The 25055-nt window shown below is 68.0% G+C and carries 20 protein-coding genes; 13 read left to right on the top strand and 7 right to left on the bottom strand.

Annotation, left to right across the window (positions count from 1 at the left end; translation table 11 throughout):
* The first annotated feature begins 81 nt into the window (after window positions 1-81).
* On the top strand, window positions 82-756 hold the full coding sequence (locus F791_RS0103190) for a YdcF family protein (RefSeq protein ID WP_018137725.1): 675 nt from the start codon (window positions 82-84) through the stop codon (window positions 754-756).
* Between the two features lie 29 nt (window positions 757-785).
* Here the strand turns inward: F791_RS0103190 and F791_RS0103185 are convergent, their stop codons facing one another.
* A complete protein-coding gene (locus F791_RS0103185; RefSeq protein WP_019592164.1) occupies window positions 786-3563 on the bottom strand; it encodes a valine--tRNA ligase in 2778 nt (925 codons plus the stop codon).
* A 929-nt stretch (window positions 3564-4492) separates the two neighbouring features.
* Window positions 4493-5338 carry an SDR family oxidoreductase gene (locus tag F791_RS0103180; protein WP_018138603.1) on the bottom strand — a complete coding sequence of 282 codons (846 nt, stop codon included), beginning with the start codon at window positions 5336-5338 and terminating at the stop codon, window positions 4493-4495.
* Between the two features lie 132 nt (window positions 5339-5470).
* On the opposite strand from F791_RS0103180, the gene F791_RS0103175 reads away from it, so the two are divergent.
* Together F791_RS0103175 and F791_RS0103170 are read left to right on the top strand one after the other, a co-directional pair.
* Complete coding sequence (locus F791_RS0103175; RefSeq protein ID WP_018174601.1) at window positions 5471-5878, top strand: YchJ family protein; 408 nt, start codon at window positions 5471-5473, stop codon at window positions 5876-5878.
* Window positions 5875-6483, top strand: a complete 609-nt coding sequence (locus F791_RS0103170) for a DNA-J related domain-containing protein (protein ID WP_019592163.1) — start codon at window positions 5875-5877, stop codon at window positions 6481-6483. Before F791_RS0103175 ends, F791_RS0103170 begins: the two co-directional genes overlap by 4 nt.
* Here the strand turns inward: F791_RS0103170 and F791_RS0103165 are convergent.
* The 3 genes from F791_RS0103165 to queG form a co-directional block, all read right to left on the bottom strand.
* Window positions 6480-7271 (bottom strand): ferredoxin--NADP reductase, encoded by a 792-nt coding sequence (locus F791_RS0103165; RefSeq protein WP_019592162.1) that lies wholly within the window; start codon window positions 7269-7271, stop codon window positions 6480-6482. The two genes, F791_RS0103170 and F791_RS0103165, sit on opposite strands and share 4 nt — an antisense overlap.
* A gap of 115 nt (window positions 7272-7386) precedes the next feature.
* Window positions 7387-9819 (bottom strand): EAL domain-containing protein, encoded by a 2433-nt coding sequence (locus F791_RS0103160; RefSeq protein WP_018138599.1) that lies wholly within the window; start codon window positions 9817-9819, stop codon window positions 7387-7389.
* A 101-nt stretch (window positions 9820-9920) separates the two neighbouring features.
* On the bottom strand, window positions 9921-11063 hold the full coding sequence (queG, locus tag F791_RS0103155) for a tRNA epoxyqueuosine(34) reductase QueG (protein ID WP_019592161.1): 1143 nt from the start codon (window positions 11061-11063) through the stop codon (window positions 9921-9923).
* A gap of 18 nt (window positions 11064-11081) precedes the next feature.
* Here queG and F791_RS0103150 point away from each other — a divergent pair, with 18 nt between their 5' ends.
* The 7 genes from F791_RS0103150 to hflX all read left to right on the top strand — a co-directional run bounded on the left by F791_RS0103150 (window position 11082) and on the right by hflX (window position 19311).
* Entirely contained in the window at window positions 11082-12608 is a 1527-nt protein-coding gene (locus F791_RS0103150; protein WP_019592160.1) for a bifunctional ADP-dependent NAD(P)H-hydrate dehydratase/NAD(P)H-hydrate epimerase, read from the top strand.
* A complete protein-coding gene (gene tsaE / locus F791_RS0103145; RefSeq protein ID WP_020146341.1) occupies window positions 12605-13069 on the top strand; it encodes a tRNA (adenosine(37)-N6)-threonylcarbamoyltransferase complex ATPase subunit type 1 TsaE in 465 nt (154 codons plus the stop codon). The genes F791_RS0103150 and tsaE overlap by 4 nt, the downstream gene beginning before the upstream one ends.
* Window positions 13070-13283: 214 nt before the next feature.
* Window positions 13284-14627 (top strand): N-acetylmuramoyl-L-alanine amidase, encoded by a 1344-nt coding sequence (locus F791_RS0103140; RefSeq protein WP_018138595.1) that lies wholly within the window; start codon window positions 13284-13286, stop codon window positions 14625-14627.
* A 153-nt stretch (window positions 14628-14780) separates the two neighbouring features.
* A complete protein-coding gene (mutL, locus tag F791_RS0103135) occupies window positions 14781-16661 on the top strand; it encodes a DNA mismatch repair endonuclease MutL (RefSeq protein ID WP_019592158.1) in 1881 nt (626 codons plus the stop codon).
* 6 nt (window positions 16662-16667) lie between these two features.
* The gene (gene miaA, locus F791_RS0103130) at window positions 16668-17612 is read left to right on the top strand and encodes a tRNA (adenosine(37)-N6)-dimethylallyltransferase MiaA (protein WP_018174606.1); all 945 of its coding nucleotides are present in this window, start codon (window positions 16668-16670) and stop codon (window positions 17610-17612) included.
* Between the two features lie 94 nt (window positions 17613-17706).
* Window positions 17707-17961, top strand: a complete 255-nt coding sequence (gene hfq, locus F791_RS0103125) for an RNA chaperone Hfq (RefSeq protein WP_018138592.1) — start codon at window positions 17707-17709, stop codon at window positions 17959-17961.
* Between the two features lie 24 nt (window positions 17962-17985).
* Entirely contained in the window at window positions 17986-19311 is a 1326-nt protein-coding gene (gene hflX, locus F791_RS0103120; RefSeq protein ID WP_018174607.1) for a ribosome rescue GTPase HflX, read from the top strand.
* Window positions 19312-19357: 46 nt separating this feature from the next.
* Here hflX and F791_RS0103115 read toward each other — a convergent pair whose 3' ends face one another.
* Window positions 19358-20944 (bottom strand): LysM peptidoglycan-binding domain-containing protein, encoded by a 1587-nt coding sequence (locus F791_RS0103115; protein WP_018138590.1) that lies wholly within the window; start codon window positions 20942-20944, stop codon window positions 19358-19360.
* Between F791_RS0103115 and F791_RS0103110 the strand changes: the two genes are divergently transcribed.
* The 3 genes from F791_RS0103110 to dnaQ are packed head-to-tail and all read left to right on the top strand — an operon-like array spanning window position 20943 to window position 22876.
* Complete coding sequence (locus F791_RS0103110; protein ID WP_018138589.1) at window positions 20943-21704, top strand: hypothetical protein; 762 nt, start codon at window positions 20943-20945, stop codon at window positions 21702-21704. The genes F791_RS0103115 and F791_RS0103110 overlap by 2 nt on opposite strands.
* The gene (gene rnhA, locus F791_RS0103105; protein WP_018138588.1) at window positions 21697-22158 is read left to right on the top strand and encodes a ribonuclease HI; all 462 of its coding nucleotides are present in this window, start codon (window positions 21697-21699) and stop codon (window positions 22156-22158) included. The genes F791_RS0103110 and rnhA overlap by 8 nt, the downstream gene beginning before the upstream one ends.
* Window position 22159: 1 nt before the next feature.
* Window positions 22160-22876: a DNA polymerase III subunit epsilon gene (gene dnaQ, locus F791_RS0103100; protein WP_018138587.1), complete on the top strand. Its 717-nt coding sequence runs from the start codon at window positions 22160-22162 to the stop codon at window positions 22874-22876.
* Window positions 22877-23191: 315 nt separating this feature from the next.
* On the opposite strand, the gene F791_RS0103095 is transcribed toward dnaQ, so the two are convergent.
* Entirely contained in the window at window positions 23192-25054 is a 1863-nt protein-coding gene (locus F791_RS0103095; RefSeq protein WP_019592157.1) for an SLC13 family permease, read from the bottom strand.
* Between the last annotated feature and the right edge of the window lies 1 nt (window position 25055).

Raw genomic sequence — 25055 nt, 5'->3', positions numbered from 1 at the left:
GGCCGGCAGAGTGGGCGCTCTCATGGGATGAGACGACTCGGCCGCCAGCGAGCCGCCAGGGGGGGATATGGAGGGCAAGTCGTGATCGGCGGCCGAGTAGGACTGCGGCGCGTCGGGCCGGATGGGCTGCTGACGTTTGGGTTGTCCAATCTGGTCATTGTGCTGACGGCGGGGCTTAGCTGGCTCGCGCTGTGGGGTCGCATGCAGCTCTGGGTGCGCGGTCTGCACTGTCCGGGGCGGGCACCCTGGATCATTGTCCTGGGGCAGCAGTTACAAGAGGGGCGTCCTGGGCCGGGTTACCGGCTGCGCCTGTTGCGGGCCCTGCGCTTGCTGCGGCGTGACCCGGAGGCCCGCGTTCTGCTGTTGGGGGGGTATACCTCGCCGGAGGGGCCCAGCGAGTCAGCCGCAGGGGCGGCCTTCCTGCGCCAGCGCGGCATCCGGGCCTCTCGCATCTTCTGTGAAGAGGACTCGCGGCACACCCTGGAGAACCTGCAAAACGCCCGCGACCTGCTCGCCCAGCGTACCGGCGGCAGCCTGCCGAGCTGCGTGCTCGTGACCAGTCGCTTCCATCTGCCCCGGGCGGTGGCCATCGCGCGCGGGGTGGGACTCGAGGTCTGTCCCTGCCCTGCCGAGCACTCGCCGCGAGTGCCGCAGCTGCGGCTGGCACGCGAGATCTGGATGTTGCACTGGTACCACACCGGGCGGCTGTTCGCCCGGCTGATCCGCCATCAGGGGATGCTCGACCGGATCAGCTGACCCGCCCTTTGCAGTAGCGGTCGCAGCCGCTACATCGCGCGGATGCGTTCGCGCTGGGCGGCGAGCTGGTCGCGGGTGGCCTGCATCTCGGCGACGCGGTCGCGTTCCTTCTGCACCACCTCGGCCGGGGCGCGGTCCACGAAGCTCGCGTTGGCAAGGCGCTTTTCGCTCTGCTCGAGGTTCTTGTCGAGCTTGCCGATCTCCTTGTCCAGGCGGGCCAGCTCGGCATCCTTGTCGATCAGCCCGGCCAGCGGGATCAGCAGCTGCATCTCGTCGACTAGGGCCATCGCCGATTCCGGGGCCTCGTCGGCGGCGTCCAGCCAGGTGACGCTCTCGGGTTTCGCGAGGAACTCCAGCAGGCCGCGGTGGCGCGTGTAGCGCTCCTGGTCGGCCTCGCTCCAGTTCTTCACCAGCACCGGCAGCGGCTTGCCCGGGGCGATGTCCATCTCCGCGCGGATGCGGCGCAGCCCGGTGATGAAGTCCTTGACCCAGTCGAGCTCGGCGGTGGCGGTGGCGTCATTCGGGAAGCCGTCCTGCGCCGGCCAGCGGCACTGCACCAGGAACTCGATGTCATCGCCGATCCCCGCATGCGGCTTTACATTGGTCCAGATCGACTCGGTGATGAACGGCATCACCGGGTGCAGCAGGCGCAACAGGGCCTCGAGCACAGTGGCCAGCGTATTGCGCGTGGCGCGCTTGACTGCATCCGGGGTGGTGTCGTCGTTCAGTACCGGCTTGGTCAGCTCCAGGTACCAGTCGCAGTAGTCGTGCCAGGTGAATTCGTACAGCGTCTGCGCGGCGAGGTCGAAGCGGTAGGCATCGAGCTGCTGCGTGGCGGTCGCGGCGGTGGCGGCCAGGCGGTCGAGGATCCAGCGATCGGCCAGGGTGCGGTGTTCCGCCGTGTCGGTGGCCGCCGAGCAGTCGTGGCCCTCGACGTTCATCAGCACGAAGCGCGAGGCGTTCCACAGCTTGTTGCAGAAGTTGCGGTAGCCCTCGATGCGGCCGAGGTCGAACTTGATGTCGCGCCCGGTGGTGGCCAGTGCCGCCAGGGTGAAACGCAGGGCGTCGGTGCCGAAGGCGGGGAAGCCGTCGGGGAAGGCCTTGCGCGTGGTCTTCTCGATCTTCGCGGCCATCTGCGGCTGCATCAGGCCCCGGGTGCGCTTGGCCACCAGGTCGTCGGCGCTGATGCCGTCGATCAGGTCAATCGGGTCGATCACGTTACCCTTGGACTTGGACATCTTCTGGCCTTCCGAGTCACGGATCAGGCCGGTGACGTAGACCTCGCGGAAGGGCACGTCGCCCATGAAGTGCTCGCCCATCATGATCATGCGGGCGACCCAGAAGAAGATGATGTCGAAGCCGGTAACCAGCACGCTGGTCGGGTAGAAGTCGCGCAGTTCCGGCGTCTGCTCCGGCCAGCCGAGGGTAGAGAACGGCCACAGCGCGGAGGAGAACCAGGTGTCCAGCACGTCCTCGTCCTGGGTCAGCACCACATCGGCCGCCAGGACGTGCTTCTCGCGCACCTCGTCCTCGGAACGGCCCACAAAGACATTGCCATCGCTGTCGTACCAGGCCGGGATGCGGTGGCCCCACCAGATCTGGCGCGAGATGCACCAGTCCTCGATGTTGCGCATCCACTCGAAGTAGGTCTTCGACCAGTTCTCCGGCACGAAGCGGATGCGCCCGTCTTCCACCGCCTTGATCGCCGGCGCGGCCAGCGGGCCGGCCTTCACGTACCACTGGTCGGTCAGATAGGGCTCGACCACGGTGCCGGAGCGGTCGCCGCGCGGGACCATCAGCTTGTGGTCGTCGATCTTCTCCAGCAGCCCCAGGGCGTCCAGGTCGTCGACGACCTTCTGCCGCGCCTGGTAGCGGTCCAGGCCGCGATAGGCCTCGGGTACGTTGTCGTTCAGGCAGGCGTCGATGGTCAGGATGTTGATCACCGGCAGGTCGTGGCGCTGGCCCATCGCGTAGTCGTTGAAGTCATGCGCCGGGGTGATCTTTACGCAGCCGGAGCCGAACTCGGCCTCGACGTAGTCATCGGCGATGATCGGGATCTCGCGCCCGACCAGCGGCAGCTTGATCGTCTGGCCGATCAGGTGGCGGTAGCGCTCGTCCTCCGGGTGCACCGCGACGGCGGTATCGCCCAGCATCGTCTCGGGGCGCGTGGTCGCGACGGTCAGGTGCCCGGAGCCGTCGGCCAGCGGGTAGCGGAAGTGCCACAGGTGGCCGTTTTCCTCCTCCGACAGCACCTCGAGGTCGGACAGCGCGGTGTGCAGCACCGGGTCCCAGTTGACCAGGCGCTTGCCGCGGTAGATCAGGCCCTCTTCATGCAGGCGCACGAAGACCTCGCGCACCGCCGCGGACAGCCCGTCGTCCATGGTGAAGCGCTCGCGCGACCAGTCCACCGAGTCGCCCAGGCGACGCATCTGGCGGGTGATGGTGCCGCCGGACTGGTCCTTCCAGTCCCAAACCGCCTCGAGAAACTTCTCGCGTCCGAGGTCGTGGCGGCCCTTGCCGTCGGCGGAGAGCTGGCGCTCGACCACCATCTGGGTGGCGATCCCGGCGTGGTCGGTGCCGCCCTGCCACAGGGTGCGGTCGCCGTGCATGCGCCGATAGCGGATCAGGGTGTCCATCAGGGTGTGCTGGAACGCATGCCCCATGTGCAGGGTGCCAGTCACGTTCGGCGGCGGCAGCAGGATGCAGTAGCTGGCTTCGCCCGATTCCGGCGGCGCGAAGATGTTCGCGGCCTCCCAGCGTTCGTACTGGGTCTGCTCGATGCTTTTGGGGTCGAAGCTCTTGTCCATGATCGCGGGCGCGCTCGGGTCGGAATGGGCGAAAGCCGCGCATTATAACGGCGCGGCGCGCGCGCCGCCCGGTGCCCGCTCATGTGTTTACATTGGTTTTGTCTGGCCGCCTGCCCAGTAGTGGCTGGGCCTGGTTCGGCCTCGGGTGTTCCGAGTGCCTTCGTCCGGCCGCCTGCCTGCGCTGTCTCGGCAGCGCGCCCCGAGTTACTTCTTTGCTCGTGCAAAGAAGGAACCAAGAAACACGCCCGGGATTCGCCCGGGGACCTTGCTCCGGACGCGCCAGGCCGGCGGCGCTGAAACTCGCTACGCCTTTGGCTTCGCTCAGACAGTCAGCGCCTTTTCCCGGCCTGTCGCGCCCTCCACAATGGGCTCATATCGGGAGGGTAGGTCAAAACCGACGGTGTTCCCGCACCTGTCATGAGCCCAAGGCTGTAGGGTGCGTTGAGCGCAGCGAAACGCACCAGCCAACGTCGGGGCAACCCTGATGCGATTCGCTGCGCTCATCAGCATCCTACCTGCCCCCTGGCGCCCGCTCGCGGGCGCGGCACGCCAGGGCCGTAGGCCGCGCGTGCCAAGATGTTGGAACATCTTGCCTCCATCCACTCGCACGAACCTCTGGGTCGCCGTTGTCTTGACCTTCTCCCCCCGTATGAAGCCCCTTGCGGAAGGGTCCTCGGGACGGACGATTCAAAATAGAAACGGGGGCGCTGACTGTCTGAGCGAAGCGAGTTTCAGCGCCGCCGGCCCGAGGGCCCTGGAGCAAGGTCCCCGGGCGGAATCCGGGTGCGCCTCGACGGGTACTTTCTTGGGCAAGCAAGAAAGTACCTCGGGGTGCGCTGCCGAGACAGCGCTTGGCAGGCGGCCGGACGAAGGCACTCGGAACACCCGAGGGCGAACCAGGCCCAGCCTGAAAGCGGTGAGAGCTTGGCTCAGGTGGTGGCGAGCCGGTGGAGCAGCTCGCGATAGCCGGTGCGGTAGTCGGGGTAGCGCAGGCGATACCCGCTGGCATGCAGTCGCCCGTTGCGGCAGCGCTTGCCGCGGACGTCGCCGGCCGGCATCGGCGGCGTCCCCGGCGGATCGAGCTCCATCTCCTGCGCCAGCCAGCCGAGCAGCTCGTGGCGCAGGGCCGGTTCGTCATCGACGCCCAGATAAAGCGGCTCGGGGTCGTCCAGATGAAACAGGTGGGTCAGCAGGCCCACGCAGTCCTCACGGTGGATGCGGTTGGTCCAGACCGGTGCTTCGTGCTGGCCACGCACGCCCTCGCGGACCTTGCGCAGGTGGTACTCGCGCCCCGGACCATAGATGCCGCCAAAGCGCACGACCACGCCGGCAAACGGGCTGTCGGCCAGCAACTGCTCGGCCTCCAGCAGGCAGTGCCCGGAGAAACGGGTGGGCTCGGCCGGGCTGGTCTCGTCCACCCAGCGCCCGTCGTCGGCGCCAAAGACCGAGGTGCTGGAGACGAACGCGATGCGGCGCGGATTTTGTTTGGCCTGCTCCAGAGCGGCCAGAGTGTTGCGCAGGCCGTCGACATAGGCGCGGCGGTACGCGGCCTCGGTGAACTCGCCCGGGGTGGCGATGAAATAGACGGTGTCCAGAGCCGCGGGGAGCGGCGGCAGCGCGTCCGCGCGGGCGAAGTCGCCGGCCAGCGGCTGGATCGGTTCCGGGATGCGCTCTGGCTGACGGCGCAGGCCCCAGACCGCGTGCCCGGCTGCGGCGAGCTGTTCTCCGACGCCGACGCCGAGATCGCCGCAGCCCATGATCAGGATGTTGGCCATGAATCAGTATCTCTCTGGGTGCTTTCGCAACCTAACGTTTCGGCGTACGGAAGACCAGTCCCAAAGTATGGGTTCGACCCGGGGCAATGGCTCGGGCATGCTGGCGGCGACGTCGATCAGGGGAGGTATCGCTTGGGCAAGGCCAGCCGCAGGAAGGGGAATATATGCGCCTGTGGATCCGGGCTGGACCGGGCGGCCTGCTGCGGGCAGTACCTGGACGGCGCGGCTGCGGCCCCGACGGCGCAGGCGCTGATGCGCTCGCGCTATGCCGCCTTCGTGGAGGGGCGCGAGGACTATCTGCTGGCCACCTGGGCCGCCGCGACGCGACCGGAATCCCTGGTGCTGGAGCCGGGCCAGCGCTGGCTCGGTCTGGCGATCCGCGCGACCGAGGCGGGCGGGCCGGAGGATCAGGAGGGCTGGGTCGAGTTCGTCGCCCGCTCGCGGGTACGCGGCCAGGGGGTGCGCCTGCACGAGCGCAGCCGCTTTCGCCGCGAGGACGGGCGCTGGGTCTATGTGGACGGCGAGTTCCCGGGCGCATGATCGATGGGGATCGCCCAGCCGGTTCGCCGGTGGATACGGCACTGCTGGAGCGGGTGCTGGAGGCGCTGCGCGGACATCCGTGCGGATGTACGGAGCATGCGCTGATTGCGCAGCTGCGCGATCTGGAAGTGGAGCCGTTCGCCGCGGCGCGCCTGCAGGAGCCGTTGAGCCTGTTCCAGACCCACTTTGTGCTGTTCCACTGTCTTTACCGGCTGCGCGACATGCTCGCGGGGCAGGGCGAGTGGCTGCGTATCCATTGCCTGGATATCGGGATCGAGCCGCTACAGGCGGCGGACATGGGGTCGGACCTGCCGGCGCGGGGTGATCCACTGCGGGCCTACTACCTGGATCTGACGCGGCTGGAGGGGATGGATGCGGCCGCGGTGGAGGCGCTACTGGGCGAGTTCTGGGCGCATCTGGCGCGTGACGAGCGGCGCGAGCAGGCGCTCGAGGTGCTGGGGCTGGAGGATCCGGTTGATGCGGCGGCGATCCGGCAGCAGTACCGGCGTCTGGCGCAGCGTCACCACCCCGACCGGGGTGGTGACACAGCCGTCCTGCAGCGGATCAACGCGGCCCGCTGGGTGCTGCTGGCTCAGGGCAGTTAGTCGTCCGAGTCGGACATCGTGGTCACGAAGGCCTGTTCCACGGTGAAGTTGCCGACCCCCTTGTAGTTGGTCTGGGTCCAGCCGTGGTCGACCAGCCACTCGCTCATCTCGCGGTTCATCGCCGGATTGCCGCAGAGCATCACGCGGTCGTGCTCCGGATCCGCCGGGGGCAGGTTCAGGATCTGAAACAGCTCGCCGGAGCGGAACATGTCGGCGCCGCGCTGGTTGTTGTCGTACGGCTGCTGCGCGATCGGGCAGGCGAAGTCGTGGTTCTCGCGGGTCACCGTCGGCACGTAGCGCAAGCGATTGCTGATGCGCGACTCGATCTCCTGGCGGTAGGCCAGCTCCTCGACGGTGCGCACGCTGTGCACCAGTACCGCGCTCTCGAAGTGCTCGAACAGCTCCGGGCTGCGGATCAGCGAGATGAACGGGGCCAGACCCGTGCCGGTGGCCAGCATGTACAGGGTCCGCCCGGGCTGCACGTAGTCGAAGGTCAGTGAACCGGTGACCTTGGTGTTGATCCAGATCGAGTCGCCGGGGCCGACCTGGGCCAGGCGACTGGTCAGCGCGCCGTCGGGAACGTGGATGCTCAGGAACTCCAGTTCCTCGGCCTCGGGTTCGGAGACGATCGAGTAGGCGCGCGGGATCAGTTTGCCCTCGGGGCGCAGACCCAGCGTGACGAACTGCCCGTTCTTGAACTGCAGGCCTTCGGGGCGCGTGGTCTTGAAGCTAAAGGTCTTGTCCGACCAGCGATGGGTCGAGGTGATCTGTTCTTCCGAATACGGCATGGGGTCCCACGGTTGATCAGTTGAGATGGGCCGCACGCTAACAGCTTGCCGCTGGCAAGGCGAAAGCGTCGGCTATCTCAAGGGTTGAGGCGCGCGAGCCGGGATTCAAGCCTGATCAGCGGCCGGCAATTTCCGCGAGGTAGTCGGCCAGCGGAATCGGCCTGGCCAGGTGATAGCCCTGGACGAAGTCGAGCCCGATCTCGCGCAGGTGGTGCATGGTCTCCTCGGATTCCACGCACTCGGCGATGGTGCGCAGCCCGAGCACATGGCCGACGCGGTGGATCGCGGTGACCATCGCCGCATCGACCGCGTTGGTCGCGATGTCGCGCACGAAACTGCCGTCCACCTTGAGGAAGTCGACCGGCAGGTTCTTCAGGTAGCCGAACGAGGACAGCCCGCTGCCGAAGTCGTCCAGGGAGAAGCGGCAGCCCATGTAGCGCAGCGCGCGGATCAGGCCCTGTGCGCGGTCGTGATGACTGATCGCGGCGGTCTCGGTGATCTCGAAAATGATCTGCTGCGCCTGAATGCGGAACTGGCTCATGCGGCTGGTGATGAATTCGAGCATCCCGTCCTGCGCCAGCGACTGCCCGGACAGATTGATCGACACCACGACTGGGGCATGATCCGGGTTCTGGTCCCGGTGATCGGCCAGCTGGCGGAACACGAGTTCGACCACATGGCGATCGATCTCGGGCATCAGGTGGTAGCGTTCGGCAGCCGGGATAAAGGCGCCCGGGGTGATCAGGGTTCCGTCTTCCCCGTGCAGGCGCAGCAGGATCTCGACATGGTCCAGCGGCAGATCGGCGCCGTTCAGGGGCTTGACCGGCTGGGCATAGGCGACAAAACGGGCATCCTCCAGGGCCGCACGCAGACGGCCGACCCATTCCATCTCGCCATGGCGTCGGCGCAGGATCTGGTCGGAGGGCTTCCAGGTATAGAGCCGGTTGCGCCCGAGATCCTTGGCCACGTAGCAAGCGGAATCCGCCTGGCTGAGGACCTCCGGAAGGTTCCGGCCGGGGCCCTCGATCGGGACCAGGCCGATGCTCATGCCCACATCAAAGCGGCGGCCCTCCCAGGAGAAGCGCAGACCCTGCGCGGTCGCCAGCAGTTTTTTGCCGATGGCCTCCGCGCGTTCCACCGGGCAATGCGTCAGTAGCAGGCCGAACTCGTCACCACCGAGACGCGCCAGGGTGTCGCTGTCGCGAATATGGGCGGGCAGCAGGTCGGCCAGTTCGCGCAGTAGCGCGTCCCCGGCCTGATGGCCGCAGGTATCGTTGATGATCTTGAACTGGTCCAGGTCCATATAGAACAGCGCGTGGGGCGTGTCGCCCTCCTCCAGGGTGCGCAGGGCCTCGTCCAGGCGCCGTTCGAACTCGCGGCGGTTGCACAGGCCGGTGAGCTCGTCGTGGGTGGCCTGGTGGTTCAGTTGCTGGGTCATGCGCCACAGCTCGGTGTGGTCATGCAGCACGACCACGACCCCCTCGCTATGGTGGTCCGGTCGCCGCAGGGGCGAGACCAGCAGGCGGACCACGCGGGCCGCACCGTCCGGGCGGCGCAGCACGCGCTCCGGCGACTCCAGCGTCATACCCGTCTCCAGGCACTGCGTGACCGGGTTCATGACCCGGTGGCCGGTATGCGTGTCCTCGAGCTCCAGCACCTCGTCGAGACGCTGGCCCTGGACCGCCGTGGCGTCCACGCCCAGCAGGTCGCGCGCCGACGGGTTGAGATAGGTCAGGCGCCCGGTGGTGTCCGCGGTCAGCACGCCGTCGCTGATGGAGTGCAGCGTGGTCAGGAGTCGGTCGCGCTCCGAGGCCGTGGTCGCCTCGGCCGCGCGCAGCGATGTGATGTCCCAGGCGACGCCGAGCACGCCCGGCTGAAGTGACTGGGCAATCTCCGACGGCATCCATGAGATGGAGAAGTGGCTGTCGCCGACCTTGACCTCGGTTTGAAAGCGCTCTCCGGCGAGTGCGCGATCGATTGCAGACAGGATGGCCGGGTGGTCGGCGTACAGCCGGCGTGCGTCCTGCCCGACGACCTCGCCGGGTTGCAGCCCCAGGCTGTGCAGTGCAGCCCCCTCGGACAGAGTGAAAACACCATCCGGCCCCAGCCCGAACAGGATCAGCGGCGCGTGGCGGATCGTGGCCGAGAGCTGGGTCTCCAGCTCGTGCAGGGCCTGCTCGGATTGCTGCTGTCGGGTGATGTCGCGGACCGTAGTCAGGACCTCGATATCCTCCCCGGTATGAATCGCGTTGATATTGATCTCGGCCGGAAATTCGCCCCCGTCTCGTCGGCGGTAGCGCGTTTCAAAGCGGGCCGGCAGGCGCTCGTCGGGCTGGCCGTGCGCATGGTCGACGTCGGCTTGCGTGGCCTCGAGGTCGATCGCGGTGATGTGGATGCCGTCGGTCAGTTCGCCTTGGGCGTAGCCGAGCAGGCGCGATGCGGCCTGGTTTGCCGCGACGACATGGCCCGCTCGATTGAGCACCAGCTGCGCCTCCGGTGCCTGGTCAAACAGGCGCTGAAAGCGGGTGCTGTCCGGGTGATCGGGCATGGCGACAGGATGAATCCTTTCGTAGGGTGCTGGGGTCGCAAAGTGGATCCCGCTCCCGAGTGTCACCTGTCGTGCGGGTGCTGGCAAGCGTTAGTCGCTGGTTATTGTCCGGGCGCCTGGGTGAGACGGGAGAGGTGGTCTGCGGTCGGCGCTGGCGAAGGGTTGCGCAATCGTTCGAGTGCCCAGCCGACGTGTTCGCGTACCAGGGCGGAGGGGTGGTCGGCGCGGGCACGAAGGGCCGCCTCGGCCTCGGCGGAGGCCGGACCATTGCCCAGGGCGACTGCCAGATTGCGCAACCACTGCTCGTGGCCGATGCGGCGGATGGCCATGCCCTCGGTGCGGTGCAGGAAGGTGGTCTCGTCCCAGCCGAACAGCTCCACCAGGCTGGCGGCATCCAGCCCGTGGCGGGCGACGAAGTCGGGCTCCGCGGAGACCTCGGCAAAGCGGTTCCACGGGCAGACCAGTTGGCAGTCGTCGCAGCCGTAGATGCGGTTGCCGATCAGCGGGCGCAACTCTTCGGGGATCGACCCCTTCAGCTCGATGGTCAGGTACGAGATGCAGCGTCGGGCATCCAGATCGTAGGGCCCGCGGAAGGCCTGAGTCGGACAGATGTCGAGGCAGGCGGTACATGCCCCGCAGTGTTCGCCAACCGGGTCGTCCATCGGTAGCGGCAGGTCCGTAAACAGCTCGCCCAGAAAGAACCAGGATCCACTCTCGCGGGCGAGCAGGTTGGTGTTCTTGCCGATCCAGCCGAGCCCGGCACGGGCGGCCAGGGCCTTTTCCAGAATGGGTGCGCTGTCGGTGAAGGCACGATAGCCGTGCGGTCCTGCTGCGGCCTCGATGCGCCGGCCCAGTTCGGTCAGGCGCTTGCGGATCAGCTTGTGGTAGTCGCGGCCGAGGGCGTAGCGGGAGACATAGGCGCGGTCCCGTTCGGCCAGCTGGATCGCCGGGCGCCGGGTGCGCGGAGGAAAGTAGTCCATGCGCACGCTGATCACGCGTTGTACGCCCGGCATCAGTTGTGCGGGATCGTGGCGCAGTGCGGCGCGTTCGGCCATCCAGCCCATCTCGCCGTGCGAGCCTTTCTGCAGCCAGCGGTCCAGGTGCTGGCGGTCCGCCTCCGGGACTGTGGCCGGCGCGATGCGCAGGGCCTGGAAGCCCAGCTCGCGGCCCCAGGCCCGAATCTGTTCGGCCAGTGCGTCACATTGGCGTGGATCGAGAGGCTCAGGCACGATTTCGGCAATCATACGATCGGGGCAAGAAACGTGAATGATGGACCCGGGGCGATCCCCCTGACCAGCGCGCTCTACGACAGCGAGGGCATGCGGGCCCTGGATGCGGCCGGCATGGCCCTGCCGGAGATCGCGCCCGGGGAATTGATGGAGCGCGCCGGGGCGGCCCTGCTGGCGGCTGTCAGGGCCCACTGGCCCGAGGTGCGCCGGCTCGGCATCCTCTGCGGCCCCGGCAACAACGGGGGCGACGGCTATGTGCTGGCGCGACTGGCGGCACAGGCCGGCCTCGATGTGCGGCTCCACGGCGGCCCGTCGCGCGCGCGCCCGCAGTCGGACGGCCGTCAGGCGCATCGACGCTGGATTGAGCACGGGGGGGCGATGGCGCCGCTCGAGGCCTTCGACCCGGCGGACGCCGAGCTGTGGGTCGACTGCCTGTTCGGTATCGGGCTGGAGCGCCCGCTGCACGATGCCTATGGCGAGGTGGTTGAACGCCTGAATGCCTCCGGGCGGCGCGTGCTGGCCGCGGACATCCCCTCGGGCGTCAATGCCGATTCCGGCGCGGTGCCGGGACCCGCGGTGCGCGCCCGGCATACCGTGACCATGATTGCCGACAAGCTGGGGCTGCACACCGGCGCGGGCGTGGACTACGCGGGCACCGTCGAGGTGGCGCGGCTGGATTTGCCCGAGCAGATTGCCCGGGGCGTGATGCCGCGGGCCCGGCATCTGGGCCCGGAGGACTGGCAGGATCGTCTTCCGGCCCGCCGGCCGGGGGCGCACAAGGGTAACGCCGGACATGTGCTGGTCGTCGGGGGCGCGCCGGGATTCTCCGGGGCGGCCCGCCTGACGGCGCTCGCGGCCCTGCGTGCCGGGGCCGGGCGGGTGACGCTGGCCACGCACGAGGACCATGCGGCCTGGGCCAATGCCGACCGGCCCGAGATCATGGTGCGGGCGGTGCGCGAGCCGACCGATCTGTTACGCCTGGCCCGTCAGGTGGATGTGATCGCGGCAGGCCCGGGTCTGGGCACGGAGGAGTGGGGGCGCCGCCTGTGGCACGCGGTCGCGGATGCGGGGGTGCCCCTGGTGGTGGATGCCGATGCCCTCAACCTGCTGGCCGCGACACCCCGTCAGATGGATTCCTGGATCCTGACTCCGCATCCAGGCGAGGCCGGCCGCCTGCTGAATCGTCCGGCGGCGGAGGTGGAGGCAAATCGACCGGCGGCCGTGCTCGAGCTGGCGCAGCGTTTCGGCGGCGTGTCGCTGCTCAAGGGGGCCGGGACGCTGGTCGCCGACGCCGATCCCGGTGTTGAGGTCGGGCCACTGACCTGTGTGACCGGGGGCCACGCCGGCATGGCGGTCCCCGGGAGCGGGGACGTGCTTACGGGGATTATCGTCGCGCTGCGGGCGCAGGGGCTCGAGGCACGCGCCGCGGCCGAGATCGGGGCAGCCTGGCATTGTGCCGCTGGTCGGGTCCTGCGCGCGCGGCTCGGCAGCTGGCGCGGGCTGCTGGCGGGCGAGCTGGCGGATGCGCTGCCGGCCGCCGCCGGGGAGGAGGGGGTGTGAACGAGGGGATCCGGCTACCGGACGCCGCGGCTACAGAGCGGGCCGGTGCGGCCCTTGCGGGGATGGAAGGCCTGCAGATCGTCTCCCTGGAGGGGGATCTCGGCGCGGGCAAGACGACCTGGGCGCGTGGCCTCCTGCAGGCGCTGGGGCATGCGGGCAACGTGCGCAGCCCCACCTACACGCTGGTGGAGTCCTACGAACTCCAGGGACGCAGCGTGCTGCACTTCGATCTGTATCGCCTGGCGGACCCGGAGGAGCTGGAGTATCTGGGGGTGCGCGAGGCCTTTGACGGGCAAGCGCTCTGGCTGGTGGAGTGGCCGGAGCGCGGGGCCGGCTGGCTGCCGGAGCCGGATCTTCGGGTGCGGCTGGAGCCGTGCGAGCCGGACGGGCGCATGCTTTACGTGTCCGGGCCGGCCGCCGGCGACTATCGCACGCGCCTCCAGCGAAACGCCCCACCCTGATAACCCAATGAAAAGCCGGAATAAATCCAGCCCCCAAGAGGGATTGCGGTTCTTGTGGGGCGAGGTATCAGTTGCAATGCCACACACAAAAACCTCGATATCTCGCTCATAAAGAAAGAATTTTGCTATTGCTTTTCCAGAAAAAGCGTCCACAATGGAGTCAGACCCCCTGAATTAAAAGGGATTCGCCGTGGGCCAAAGCACGATTCCGGATATGCGCCGCCGCCAGGTGCTGCGCGCTCTGACTGCCCTGGGGCTGGTCGGGCTGCCGCTGCCCGCACTGGCGCGCACGGGTGTCGAGCGGGTGCGCATGTCCGTGGATGGTGACACCACGCGCCTGGTCTTCGACATGGATGGCGATGCCGAGTACTCGATGTTCAAGCTCGAGTCGCCCGATCGCCTGGTGGTGGATATCAAGAACGCTCGCGCGGTGGACGAGCTGAAGCTCAGCTCCAATCCGCGTTCGGTCGTGGAGTCGATCCGTCACGCCCCGCGCGACGGCGGTGATCTGCGCGTGGTGTTCGACCTGCGCAAGCCGATCGAGCCGCGCAGCTTCAAGTTGATGCCGGCCCAGGATTCCCCGCATCGTCTGGTGCTCGACCTGACCAGCCGCGAGGGTGCCCCCACGCAGTCGGCCCGGGAGGAATCCCGCGACAACGGCGAACCTCGCCGAGGCCGCTCGCAGGAGGATCTGCGTGATGTGGTGGTGGCCATCGACGCTGGCCATGGCGGGCATGACCCGGGCGCGATTGGCCCTGGTGGTACCCGCGAGAAGGACGTGGTCCTGCAGATCTCCAAGCGGCTGGCCGAGCGCGTCGACAACGAGCGCGGCATGAAGGCGGTGATGATCCGCACCGGCGATTATTTCCTGCCCCTGCGCGAGCGCATCGAGCGTGCCCGCGAGGCGGACGCTGACGTCTTTGTGTCGATTCACGCCGACGCGATCGCCAACCGCAACGTGCAGGGTTCCTCGGTATACATGCTCTCCGAACGCGGGGCCTCCAGCGAGGCCGCCCGTTTTCTGGCGCAGCGCGAGAACCAGGCCGACCTGCGGCTGGGCGGTGTACCGATCAACGGCAAGGATGACTCCCTGACCAACGTGCTGCTGGATCTGGCTCAGAGCGGCAGTCTCGAGGCGAGCAACACCCTGGCCGAGCGCATGATTTCCGAACTGCACCGGGTGGGCAAGGTGCGCAAGCCGGAGGTCGAGCGGGCGAACTTCGCGGTGCTGCGCTCGCCCGATGTCCCGTCCATCCTGGTCGAGGCCGCGTTCATCTCCAACCCGTCCGAGGAGCGCAAACTGCGCAGCACGGACTTCCAGAATTCTCTTGCGGATGCCCTGCTGACCGGGCTGCGGTCCTATTTCTCGACGCATGCCCGCCCGGGCACGCTGATCGCCGATGGTCAGCCGGACCAGCACATTATTCGCCCCGGCGAGACCTTGTCCGGGATCGCCGATCGTTACAGCCTGTCGCTGGCCGATCTGCGCTCGGCGAACGATGTCAGCGACGATCGCATATACGCCGGCCAAGTCCTGCGCATCCCGCGCGATTCCTGACGCCCATCGGCGCCTGTCCGTCCCGGAACGGGTGCCCGTCACGGATTCGGACTTTGTACCCACCGCGGTCTGTGCAGGGGCGCCCACCGGCGCGTGCAAATCGAGCTGCGTTTCCCTAGGCTTGTGGGCCCATTCCGGCCCATGGATTCGCGTGTGTCCATCGAGAAACTCTCCGAGCAACTGATCAACCAGATCGCAGCAGGCGAGGTGGTCGAGCGCCCGGCCTCGGTGGTCAAGGAGCTGGTGGAGAATGCCCTGGACGCGGGTTCGACCCGCATCGAGATCCGTCTGGAGCAGGGCGGCATCCGTCTGATCCAGATCAGCGACAATGGTTGCGGCATCCATCGCGACGAGCTCCCGCTGGCACTGTCACGCCACGCGACCAGCAAGATCCGCTCGATGGAGGACCTCGAGGCCCTGCACACCCTCGGCTTTCGTGGCGAGGCACTGCCGTCGATCGCATCCGTCTCGCGCCTGTCCATGACCTCGGCGGTGGAGGGCGAGCGCAATGGGTGGCGTCTGACCGGGGATGGTTCGGATGTCTTTCGCGAGGCGGCCCCTGCCGCGCACCCGGTGGGCACGACGGTCGAGGTGCGGGACCTGTTCTTCAATGTCCCCGCAAGGCGCAAGTTCGTGCGCACCGAGCGCACCGAGTTCAACCACTGCGAGACCGTCATCCGTACCCAGGCGGCGGCCTGCCCGGAGGTCGCCTTCATCCTGCGCCACAACGATCGTGTGGTGTTGGACCTGCCCGCCGCAGCGGACCCTGCCCAGCGCGTGCGTGCCCTGCTGGGCGAGGCCTTTATGGACGCGGCGACGCCGGTGGACGAGCAGCGCGCCGGCCTCAAGCTTTCGGGCTGGCTGGGCGCCCCGACCCAGTCCCGGGCCCAGCCCGATCAGCAGTTCTTCTTCGTTAATGGCCGCGCGATTCGCGACCGCGTGCTGGCGGCAGCCGTGCGCAAGGCCTATCAGGATGTGCTCTACCACGGGCGTCACCCGATGTTCGTGCTGGAGCTCGAACTGGACCCCGTGCAGGTCGACGTGAACGCCCACCCCACCAAGCAGGAGGTGCGTTTTCGCGAGTCGCGGATGGTGCACGACTTCATCTTTCATGCCCTGCACAAGGCGCTGGCGGATGTGCGTCCCGGGGATGGCGGGATGCCCGGGCATCTGCCGCCCGTGACCGGGGCCGCGCGGCCGTCACAGGAGCAGGCTGCGCCGGGGTTCCCACGCGAGCGGGCGCTGAGCGGACTGGGGGTGCCCGAGTACCGCGCCGAAGCCCGGTCGCCTGCGGCCGGGTCGGGTGACCGCCGCGAGTATGCGTCTGGAACATCATCGGAGTATGCGGCAGCCTGGGCCGAGTTCCGCGGGCCAGCCGCGGTGGCCGAGCCCGCGCCCCGGGCATTCGAGGCGGCCGCCCGCGCGGATGAGGACGCTGGCACGGAAGGCACGCCCCCGCTGGGCTTCGCGCTGGGGCAGGTCGCGGAGACCTTCGTCCTGGCGGAGAATGCAAGCGGCCTGATCGTGGTCGACATGCATGCGGCCCACGAGCGCATTACCTACGAGCGGCTCAAGCGCGAATGGGGTTCGCAGGGCATTACCTCGCAGCCCCTGCTGGTGCCAGAGACACTGGACGTGACGCCTGCCGAGGCCGCGCTGGCCGAGGAGCATGCCGGTGTGCTGGGCGCCCTGGGGTTCGAGCTGGATCGCGCGGGACCCGAGACGCTGACCTTGCGCGCGGCCCCGGCGCTGCTGCGCGGGCGTGACACGGCCCAGCTGGTGCGCGATGTGCTCGCGGATCTGGCGGCCGTGGGCTACAGCCACCGCGCCGAGGGCGAGATGAATGCCGTGCTCGGCACCATGGCCTGCCACGGCTCGGTGCGCGCCGGGCGTCGTCTGACGCTCCCGGAGATGAACCAGCTGCTGCGCGACATGGAGGCGACCGAACGCTCCGGGCAATGCAATCATGGCCGCCCGACCTGGGTGGAGCTCGATCACCAGGCGCTGGATCGCTTGTTTCTGCGAGGCCGCTAGCGATCAATGGACGCATTCGGACCCGGCCGCCCGCCGGTGGTGATCCTGGCCGGACCGACGGCCTCGGGCAAGACCGCGTTGTCGCTGGCGCTTGCCGAGGCGCTGGAGGGCGAGATCGTCAGCGTCGACTCCGCGCTGGTCTATCGCGGCATGGATATCGGCACCGCGAAACCGACTGCGGAGGAGCGCGCCCGCGTGCCGCACCATCTGCTGGATATCCGCGATCCGGAGGACACTTACAGTGCCGCCGACTTCGCGCGCGACGCCCGGGAGGCGATCGCCGGGATCCACGCGCGTGGCCGGGTGGCGCTGCTGGTGGGTGGCACGCTGTTGTACCTGCGTGCCCTGCTGGATGGTTTCGACGAGATCCCCGAGGTACCGGATGCGGTGCGCGAACGGGTGCGGGCGCGCCTGGACGTGGAGGGTGGCCTGGCCTTGCATCGCGAACTCGTCAAGGTGGATCCCGAGGCGGCGGCGCGTATTCACCCGAACGACCCGCAGCGCATCCTGCGGGCACTGGAGGTCTTTGAGGCGACCGGGCGGCCGTTGTCCAGCTTCCAGCAGGGTGCGGCGGCCCGCGTGCCGGAGGGCTGGGTATCGCTGGCCCTGTGGCCGGAGGATCGCGACGTCCTGCGCGACCGGATCGCCCGTCGCTTCGACGCGATGCTGGAGGCCGGGTTTGTCGACGAACTGATGGCCCTGCAGCAGCGCCCCGGGCTGACGGCGGAGCATCCCTCCCAGCGCGCGGTGGGCTACCGTCAGGGCTGGCAGTGGCTGGCGGGAGAGCTCGACTTTGCGCAGTTCCGCGAGCGGGCGATCGCTGCGACGCGGCAACTGGCCAAGCGCCAGCTGACGGGCTTGCGGCGATTCCCGCTGCATGCGCGATTGAACGCGGCCACGATCGATCGGTCGGAAGTGTTGAACGTGATTCGCCGCGCAGACTTCCAGTAGTGATGTGCTACTCTCTGAGAGCGCGCCGCCGGGGCTTGGTGGAGGAGCTTTTGGCGTGTGGCGAGATGAAGAATAACAACCAAGGAACGCACTGATGGCCAAAGGGCAAATGCTGCAGGAACCCTTCCTGAACGCGCTGCGTCGGGACCGTGTGCCGGTCTCGATCTATCTGGTCAACGGCATCAAGCTGCAGGGGCAGATCGAGTCCTTCGATCAGTTCGTGGTGCTGCTGCGCAGTACCGTTTCGCAGATGGTGTACAAGCATGCGATCTCGACCATCGTCCCGTCCCGCCAGGTGCGCATGAATACCGAGGGCGAAGAGGTCACCACCGCTGAGGCGGAGGCTTGAGCGTGCGCGGGAGGTTCGTCTTTTTTGTTTGAGCGTCCCGACAGCGCCGGCGATCGCGCCGTGCTGGTGGCACTGGCCATCGGCGAAAACCCCGATATCGAGGCCCAGGTCCAGGAGTTCGACGAACTGGTCCGCTCCGCCGGCGCGGATGTCCTGGAACTCGTCCGTGGTTCACGCGACCGCCCGCATCCCCGCTTGTTCGTAGGCGCCGGCAAGGCCGACGAGATTCGTGCCGCGGTCGAGGCCCATGGCGCCGATGTGGTGATCTTCAACCACGCCCTCTCGCCCAGTCAGGAACGCAACCTCGAACGTCAGCTGCAATGCCGTGTGCTGGACCGTGCGGGGCTGATCCTCGACATCTTCGCCCAGCGCGCGCGTTCGCACGAAGGCAAGCTGCAGGTCGAGCTGGCCCAGTTGCGGCACATGGCCACGCGGCTGGTGCGCGGCTGGACTCACCTGGAACGGCAGAAGGGCGGGATTGGTCTGCGCGGCCCGGGGGAAACCCAGCTCGAAACCGACCGCCGCTTGCTGGCGGCGCGCATCAAGCACATCGAACGGCGTCTGGAGAAGGTCGAGCGCACCCGCGAGCAGGGGCGTCAGGCGCGCCTGCGCAACGAGATCCCGACCGTGTCCCTGGTGGGCTATACCAACGCCGGCAAGTCCACGCTGTTTAACCGCCTGACGCACTCGGATGTGTACGAGGCGGATCAGCTGTTCGCGACCCTGGACCCGACCCTGCGGCGGCTGGACCTGGCCCCGCACCAGTCGCTGATCCTGGCGGACACGGTCGGGTTCGTGCGCGACCTGCCGCACGAACTGGTGGCGGCCTTCAAGGCGACCCTGACCGAGACCCGCGAGGCCGCGCTGCTGCTGCACGTGATCGACGCCGCCGATCCCGAACGCGAGGCGCGCATCCGCCAGGTCGATGCGGTGCTGGAGGAGATCGGCGCGCAGGATGTCCCCTGCTGGCGGGTCTACAACAAGATCGACCGACTGGAGTCGGCCCCGGATGCCGCCGAGGCCCGCTTCGGCTCCGGCGATGACGTCTTCTGGGTGTCCGCGTATACGGGCGAGGGGATCGCCACGCTGGAAGAGCGCCTGGCCGAGACCTTTACCGAGTCGATGATGCGGGGCTGGGTGGAACTGCCGGCCAGTGCCGGCCGTTTGCGCGCCCAGCTGTACGAGGAGAAGGCCGTGGAGGCGGAGCAGACCACCGCGGACGGTCAGATCCAGCTGCGCTTGAGTCTGCCGCAACGGCGCTTCCAGCAACTGGTGCGCGATGCCGGTCTGAATCCGGAGCAGATCGAGGTCGTATTCGACGCGCCCTCATCGGCCGCGGTGGGACAGTAGGTACCCGGACGGGCGCGCGGCATCAGGGGCCGCGAGCGCCGGCGCGTCAGGCGTCGCGGGCTCGCGCAATGGCCTCTTCGTCGGCCTCGGCCACGTAGAGCGTCAGGGTCTCCCCCGCGCGGATGCCGTCGCCATTGAGCGAGTTCCAGCGGCGCAGGTCGCTTACCGAGACCTGGAACTGACGGGCAATGCTGGACAGGGAATCCCCAGGCTGGACTTCGTAGGCCACGCTGCGGCCGTTATCCGACGCGCTCCCCCCATTGGCTTGGGCGACCTGCAACGTGTCGCCCGGACGCAGGATGGCGTCGCGCTCCAGCTCGTTCGCCGCGCGCAGTTCGCTGATGGTCATGCCCGTACGTTCGCTGATGGTCCACAGGCTGTCGCCTTCCTGGATCTCGTAGGTGTCGAGCTCGCCCGCCTCGGCAGCGGCCGCGACCTGGATCTCGGCGTCTTCCTGTCCGGTTACCGGCAGTTTCAGCGTCTGTCCGGCGCGGATGTTGTCGCCGTTGAGACCATTCATTTCGCGCAGCACGGCCACGCGGGTACCGGCGCGCTGGGCGATGGAACCGAGGTTGTCACCACTGGCCACGGTGTATTCGCGGAAGCGGATCAGCGGGTCGTCGCCGTGTTCGGCCAGGGCGACTTCCAGGGTCTCGGCCGCATCGTGCGGAATGAACAGGTGCTGGGCATGAGCCGGATGGGTGGCGTGGCGCTGATACCCCGGGTTCAGGCGCTTCAGGTCATCCGCCTCGAGCCCGATCATCTCGGCGATCAGGGCGAGATCGGCCTGGCGACCGGGCTCGATCCGCTCCAGCGCCGGTTCGTTGGCGATCGGGGTGATCTGTGTCCCGTGTTCGTCGGGCTTCAGAAACAGCTCGCGCAGGGCCAGGAGACGGGGCACGTAGGCGGTCGCCTCGGCCGAGAGTTCGAGGCTCCAGTAGTCGGTCGGCTCCCCGCGAGCGGCGTTGCGTTCCATTGCCCGCGTCACGTTGCCCTGGCCGAAGTTGTAGGCGGCCAGGGCCAGGTACCAGTCATCGAAGCGCTGATACAGCGCCTCCAGGTAGTCCAGCGCGGCGAGGGTGGACTGATAGACATCGCGGCGCCCGTCGTACCAGTGGTCGCGCGTCAGGTCGAAATGGTCGCCAGTCGCCGGGATGAACTGCCAGATGCCGGCTGCACGACCGCTGGAGGTCGCCTCGGCGGCAAAGCCACTCTCCACGATCGGCAGCAGCAGCAGCTCGGTTGGCATGTCGCGCTGTTCGATCTCCGAGAGGATGAAGTACGCAAACGGCTCGGCGCGCTCGGTCGAGAGCTGGATGATGCGCGGGTTGGCGCGGTAGTGCTCGATGTACTGCTCCACGCGCTCGTGGTGCAGGTCATCTTCAAAGCCGAAGCCCAAGCGGGTGCGCTCCCACAGGTCGTCGGTCTCCGCGGCCTGGTCGGCGGCCTCGAGGGCCTGCCGCTCCATGGCGGCCTGGACGTCGGCCTGGGTCGGACCCTCCACCACGGGCTTGTCGACCTGGGAGGTATCCAGTGCGCGTTCGGAGTCGTGTAGGCTACAGGCAGAGGCCAGCAGGGTCGCCAGGCCCAGGATAATGCCAAGCGGCAGTCGGGAGCGGGGTCGGATCATCATGGCGCTGAAGGATAAACCACACTCGGAGTATCACCAAGACCCTTTTTTGCGCTGGCTTTCTCACTGGTACGAGAAGCCGCAGGGCCGGCGCGTTCGCGAGCGGCTTTTGCAACGGATTCGACAGCACGCCGCCCCCGGCCCGGGGGAGGTCGCGATCGAGCTCTCCCCGGTCCCGATGCTGGAAGATTCCGACACCCTGGGCGGTCCAGTCGTGCGCATGGACTCCTCGCGTCCAGGCCTGTTGATGGAGCCGGAATCCTGGCCACTGGAGTCGGATTGCGCGCGCCGCATCGTGCTGGCCCATCCCTGCTCTTACAGCGATCTGCCCGCCGCCGTGGTCGCCGAGGCCGCGCGCGTGCTGGAGCCGGAGGGCATGGTCTTCATGCTCGAGGGCAACCGCCTGCAACTGGGCGATCAGGGTGGGGTGCGCGTGTCTCCGCTGCCGGAGGGGCTCCGGCGTCGCCAGTACCGCGAGTTCATGGAATCGGCCGACCTGGAGGTGCTGGAGCAGTGGAGCCTCAGCCTGCTGCCGCCCGGACTGTCCGAGGCCTGGCAGCAAAGGTTGGCCCCGGTGGACGCCTGGACCCGCCGGGGGCTGCCGCCGCTGGCCAGCGTGATCCTGACCGTTGCCCACAAGCGCGTGGATCTGCCCTTGCGCCCGGCGCCGCAATATCGCTTCGCCACCCCGGGTCCCCGCCTGCGGCCCGGACTGGTATCCTCGCGCTCCCCTCATTCCGGAGTCCGCCGAGCGCATGGCTGACGAACGCGTGTACATCTATACCGACGGCGCCTGTCGCGGTAACCCGGGCCCTGGTGGCTGGGGCGCAATCCTGCGTTACCAGGGCACTGAGCGGGAGTTGTACGGGGCAGAGGCCGAGACCACCAATAACCGCATGGAGATGACCGCCGCAATCCGCGCCCTGGAGACGCTCAAGCGCCCCTGCAAAGTGGAACTGGTCACGGATTCGAAATACGTCAAGCAGGGGGTGACCGACTGGCTGCCCGGCTGGAAACGGCGTAACTGGAAATCCGCCAGCGGCTCCCCGGTGAAGAACCGCGACCTGTGGGAGGCCCTGGACGCCCAGGCCGCGCGTCACGACATCGAGTGGTACTGGGTGCGTGGGCACAGCGGTCACCCGGAGAACGAGCGCGCCGACCAGCTGGCCAATGCGGGGATCGACGCCCTGCTGGCGGGCGAGCCGACGGAGAACTGAAATGCGACAGATCGTGCTGGATACCGAGACCACCGGCCTGGAGCCGGCCGAGGGGCACCGCATCATCGAGATCGGTTGCCTGGAGCTGGATAACCGCCGGCCGACCGGACGCAAGCTGCACGAGTACCTGCAGCCGGATCGCGAGATCGATGCCGGCGCGATCGAGGTCCATGGAATTACCAACGATTTCCTCGCGGACAAGCCGCGTTTCGCCGATGTGGTCGGCCAATTCATCGAGTTCGTGCGCGGCGCCGAGCTGATCATCCACAATGCCCCGTTCGATGTCGGCTTCATCAATCATGAGTTGCGTCTGCTGGGTGCCGCCGCGCCGGTGACGGAGCTGGCGGAGGCCTGCACCGTGCTGGATTCGCTGGTGATGGCGCGGCGCATGCACCCGGGGACACGCAATTCGCTGGACGCGCTGTGCAAGCGCTACGAGATCGATGCCTCCGGGCGCACGCTGCACGGCGCGCTGCTCGATGCCGAGCTGCTGGCGGATGTCTATCTGGCGATGACCGGTGGTCAGGTTGCCCTGGGCCTGGACGCCGAGGGCGAGGGCGGTGCCGAGGCCGGTGCCCCGGTGCGCGCGCAGCGCTCCGGCAAGCCCCTGCCGGTGATCGAACCGAATGCCGACGAACAGGCCGCGCACGAGACCCTGTTGCGCACGCTGGACGAGGCCGCGGGCGGGGCCTGCCGCTGGCGCGCGACGACGTCCTGACGTAGGGAAACACTGATCAATGTACACACTCGCGTTGGCACCCCAGGTTTTCCGAGACAAGGCGCGTCGGGCAGCGGGTAGTGGTTCTACCCGCAAGCGGCGCAACGCAGAATCGGGGAACCTGGGGTGCCAACCCCTACAAGCTACTGAGAGACGGGGCTCGGCCGCTTTTGCGCGCGCACGGCGTTGCGGTTCCCTTGTGCAGAATGACTGCACGGCAGTCACCGCGCCTTGTTCGCACGCAAAAGCGACTCGAGCGCGAGCGTGTACATTGATCAGTGTTTCCCTTTGGCCTTCCGGCGCGGCCGGTCGCGGTCAGAAGATCAGATTGATCACCACCAGCGAGACGACCATGAACAGCAGGGTCATCAGCGCGCCGGCGCGCAGGTAGTCGGCTACGCGGTAGCCGCCCGGGTCCATGATCAGGGCATTCACCTGGTGGGTGGGTAGCAGGAACGAGTTGGACGCGGCAATCGCGACGATCAGGGCGAATACCCGCGGGTCGGCGTCGATGCCCACGCCCTGGGCGACGGTCGCGAAGCTGACGGCCAGTGGCACCAGCAGCACGGTGGCCCCCACGTTCGACATCACCAGTGTGAAGAAGGTGGTCAGCAGGAACACCGCGACCTGCAGGATCCAGACCGGCATCCCCTCCAGCTGCGCCATGCCGTTGGCCGCGATCCACTCGCCGGCCCCGGAGTTCTCCACCGCGAGCCCCAGCGGGATCAGCGAGGCCAGCAGAAACACCGTCTTCCAGCTGATGCCCCGGTAAGCCTCGTCCATCGCGATCACGCCGGTCAAGATCATCCCCAGCGCGCCCCCCAGCAAGGCCAGCGCCAGTGGCAGATCGGTGAACAGCACCAGCCCCAGGCCCAGCGCCAGCGAGCCGAGGGCCGCCAGTGGCCGGTGAGTCGCGGGCTCCTCGCGCCGGCGGCGCGGGTAGCGGCTGGTGACCACCACGAAGTCGCGGTCGTCCTCCAGCGCCTGCAGGTTCTCCCATGGGGTGTGCACGACCAGAGTGTCGCCGGCCTTGAGTGGGGTCTCCGGGACCTCGTCGACGATGCGGTCGTCCCCGCGCTGGATACGCAGCACCGAGATCCCGTAGGTACGGCGCATGCCCTTGTCGCGCACGGTCTGGCCGATCAGGTCGGAGCCGGGTGGGATGATCACCTCGGCAATCCCGCCGTAACGGGCCGACATCGCACGCGCGAACACGTCCAGTTCGTCCTTGAGGATCGTGCCGGTGCTGTCGCAGGTCTTCTCGATGGTGGTGACCGGACCGAGGATCGCCAGATGCGCGCCGCGTTCCAGTTCGATCTCGCGGTTCGGTTCGATGCGCGTCTCGTCACCCGTGGTCACCCCCACCACATGCACCCCGAAGGCCGCCTCGAAATCCCCCACCCGCATACCGGCCAGCGAGCTGTCCTCGCCCAGGCGCGCCTCGCGCACGCCGAAATCCATACCGTAGACATCACGGAACCAGGCCGAGGTGGTCTGCACCCGGCTCTCCTCCGGGTCCTCGGCCTGCGGATCGCGGGCCGGCAGGACCCAGTGCCCGAGAATCGCGAAGTAGAGGATCAGGGTGGCCAGCAGCGCCAGCCCGATCGGGGTCACGTCGAACAGCCCGAAGTCGTCCAGATGCCCGGGCATCAGGTCATTGAGCAGGATCAGCGGGCTGGAGGCGACCAGCGTCAGGGTGCCGCCGACGATCGCGGCAAAGCCCATGGGCATCAGCAGCCGCGAGCGCGGGATGCGCGCGGCCGCGCCGATGCGGTTAATCACGGGCATGAACAGGGCGGCGGCCCCGATGTTCTGCATGAAGCTGGTGATCACCCCCACCGCGCCGGAGGTTGTGGCCATCACCCGGCGTTCGGTCTGACCGCCAAAGCGCAGGATCAGGTCCGCCAGGCGGTTCATGACGCCGGAACGGTCGAGGCCCGCGCCGATGATCATCACCGCGATGATCGCGATCACCGCGTTCGAGGCAAAGCCCGAGAACAGTTCGTCGCCCTCGACGATCGGGGCCACGCCCGGTACCAGCGCCACCATGCCGAGCAGGAACAGCACGCTCAGCGCCGCCAGGTCGATCCGGATGATCTCGGTGACGAACAGCAGGATCGTCAGGCCCAGCAGGCCGAACACGATCCCCATCTCCAGGGTGAAGGCGACCTCGTCCATC

Source organism: Thioalkalivibrio sp. ALRh, assembly GCF_000381425.1.
Classification (GTDB): domain Bacteria; phylum Pseudomonadota; class Gammaproteobacteria; order Ectothiorhodospirales; family Ectothiorhodospiraceae; genus Thioalkalivibrio.
Note: the sequence above shows the minus strand (reverse complement) of the source record. Positions and strands in the feature narration are given on the sequence as shown.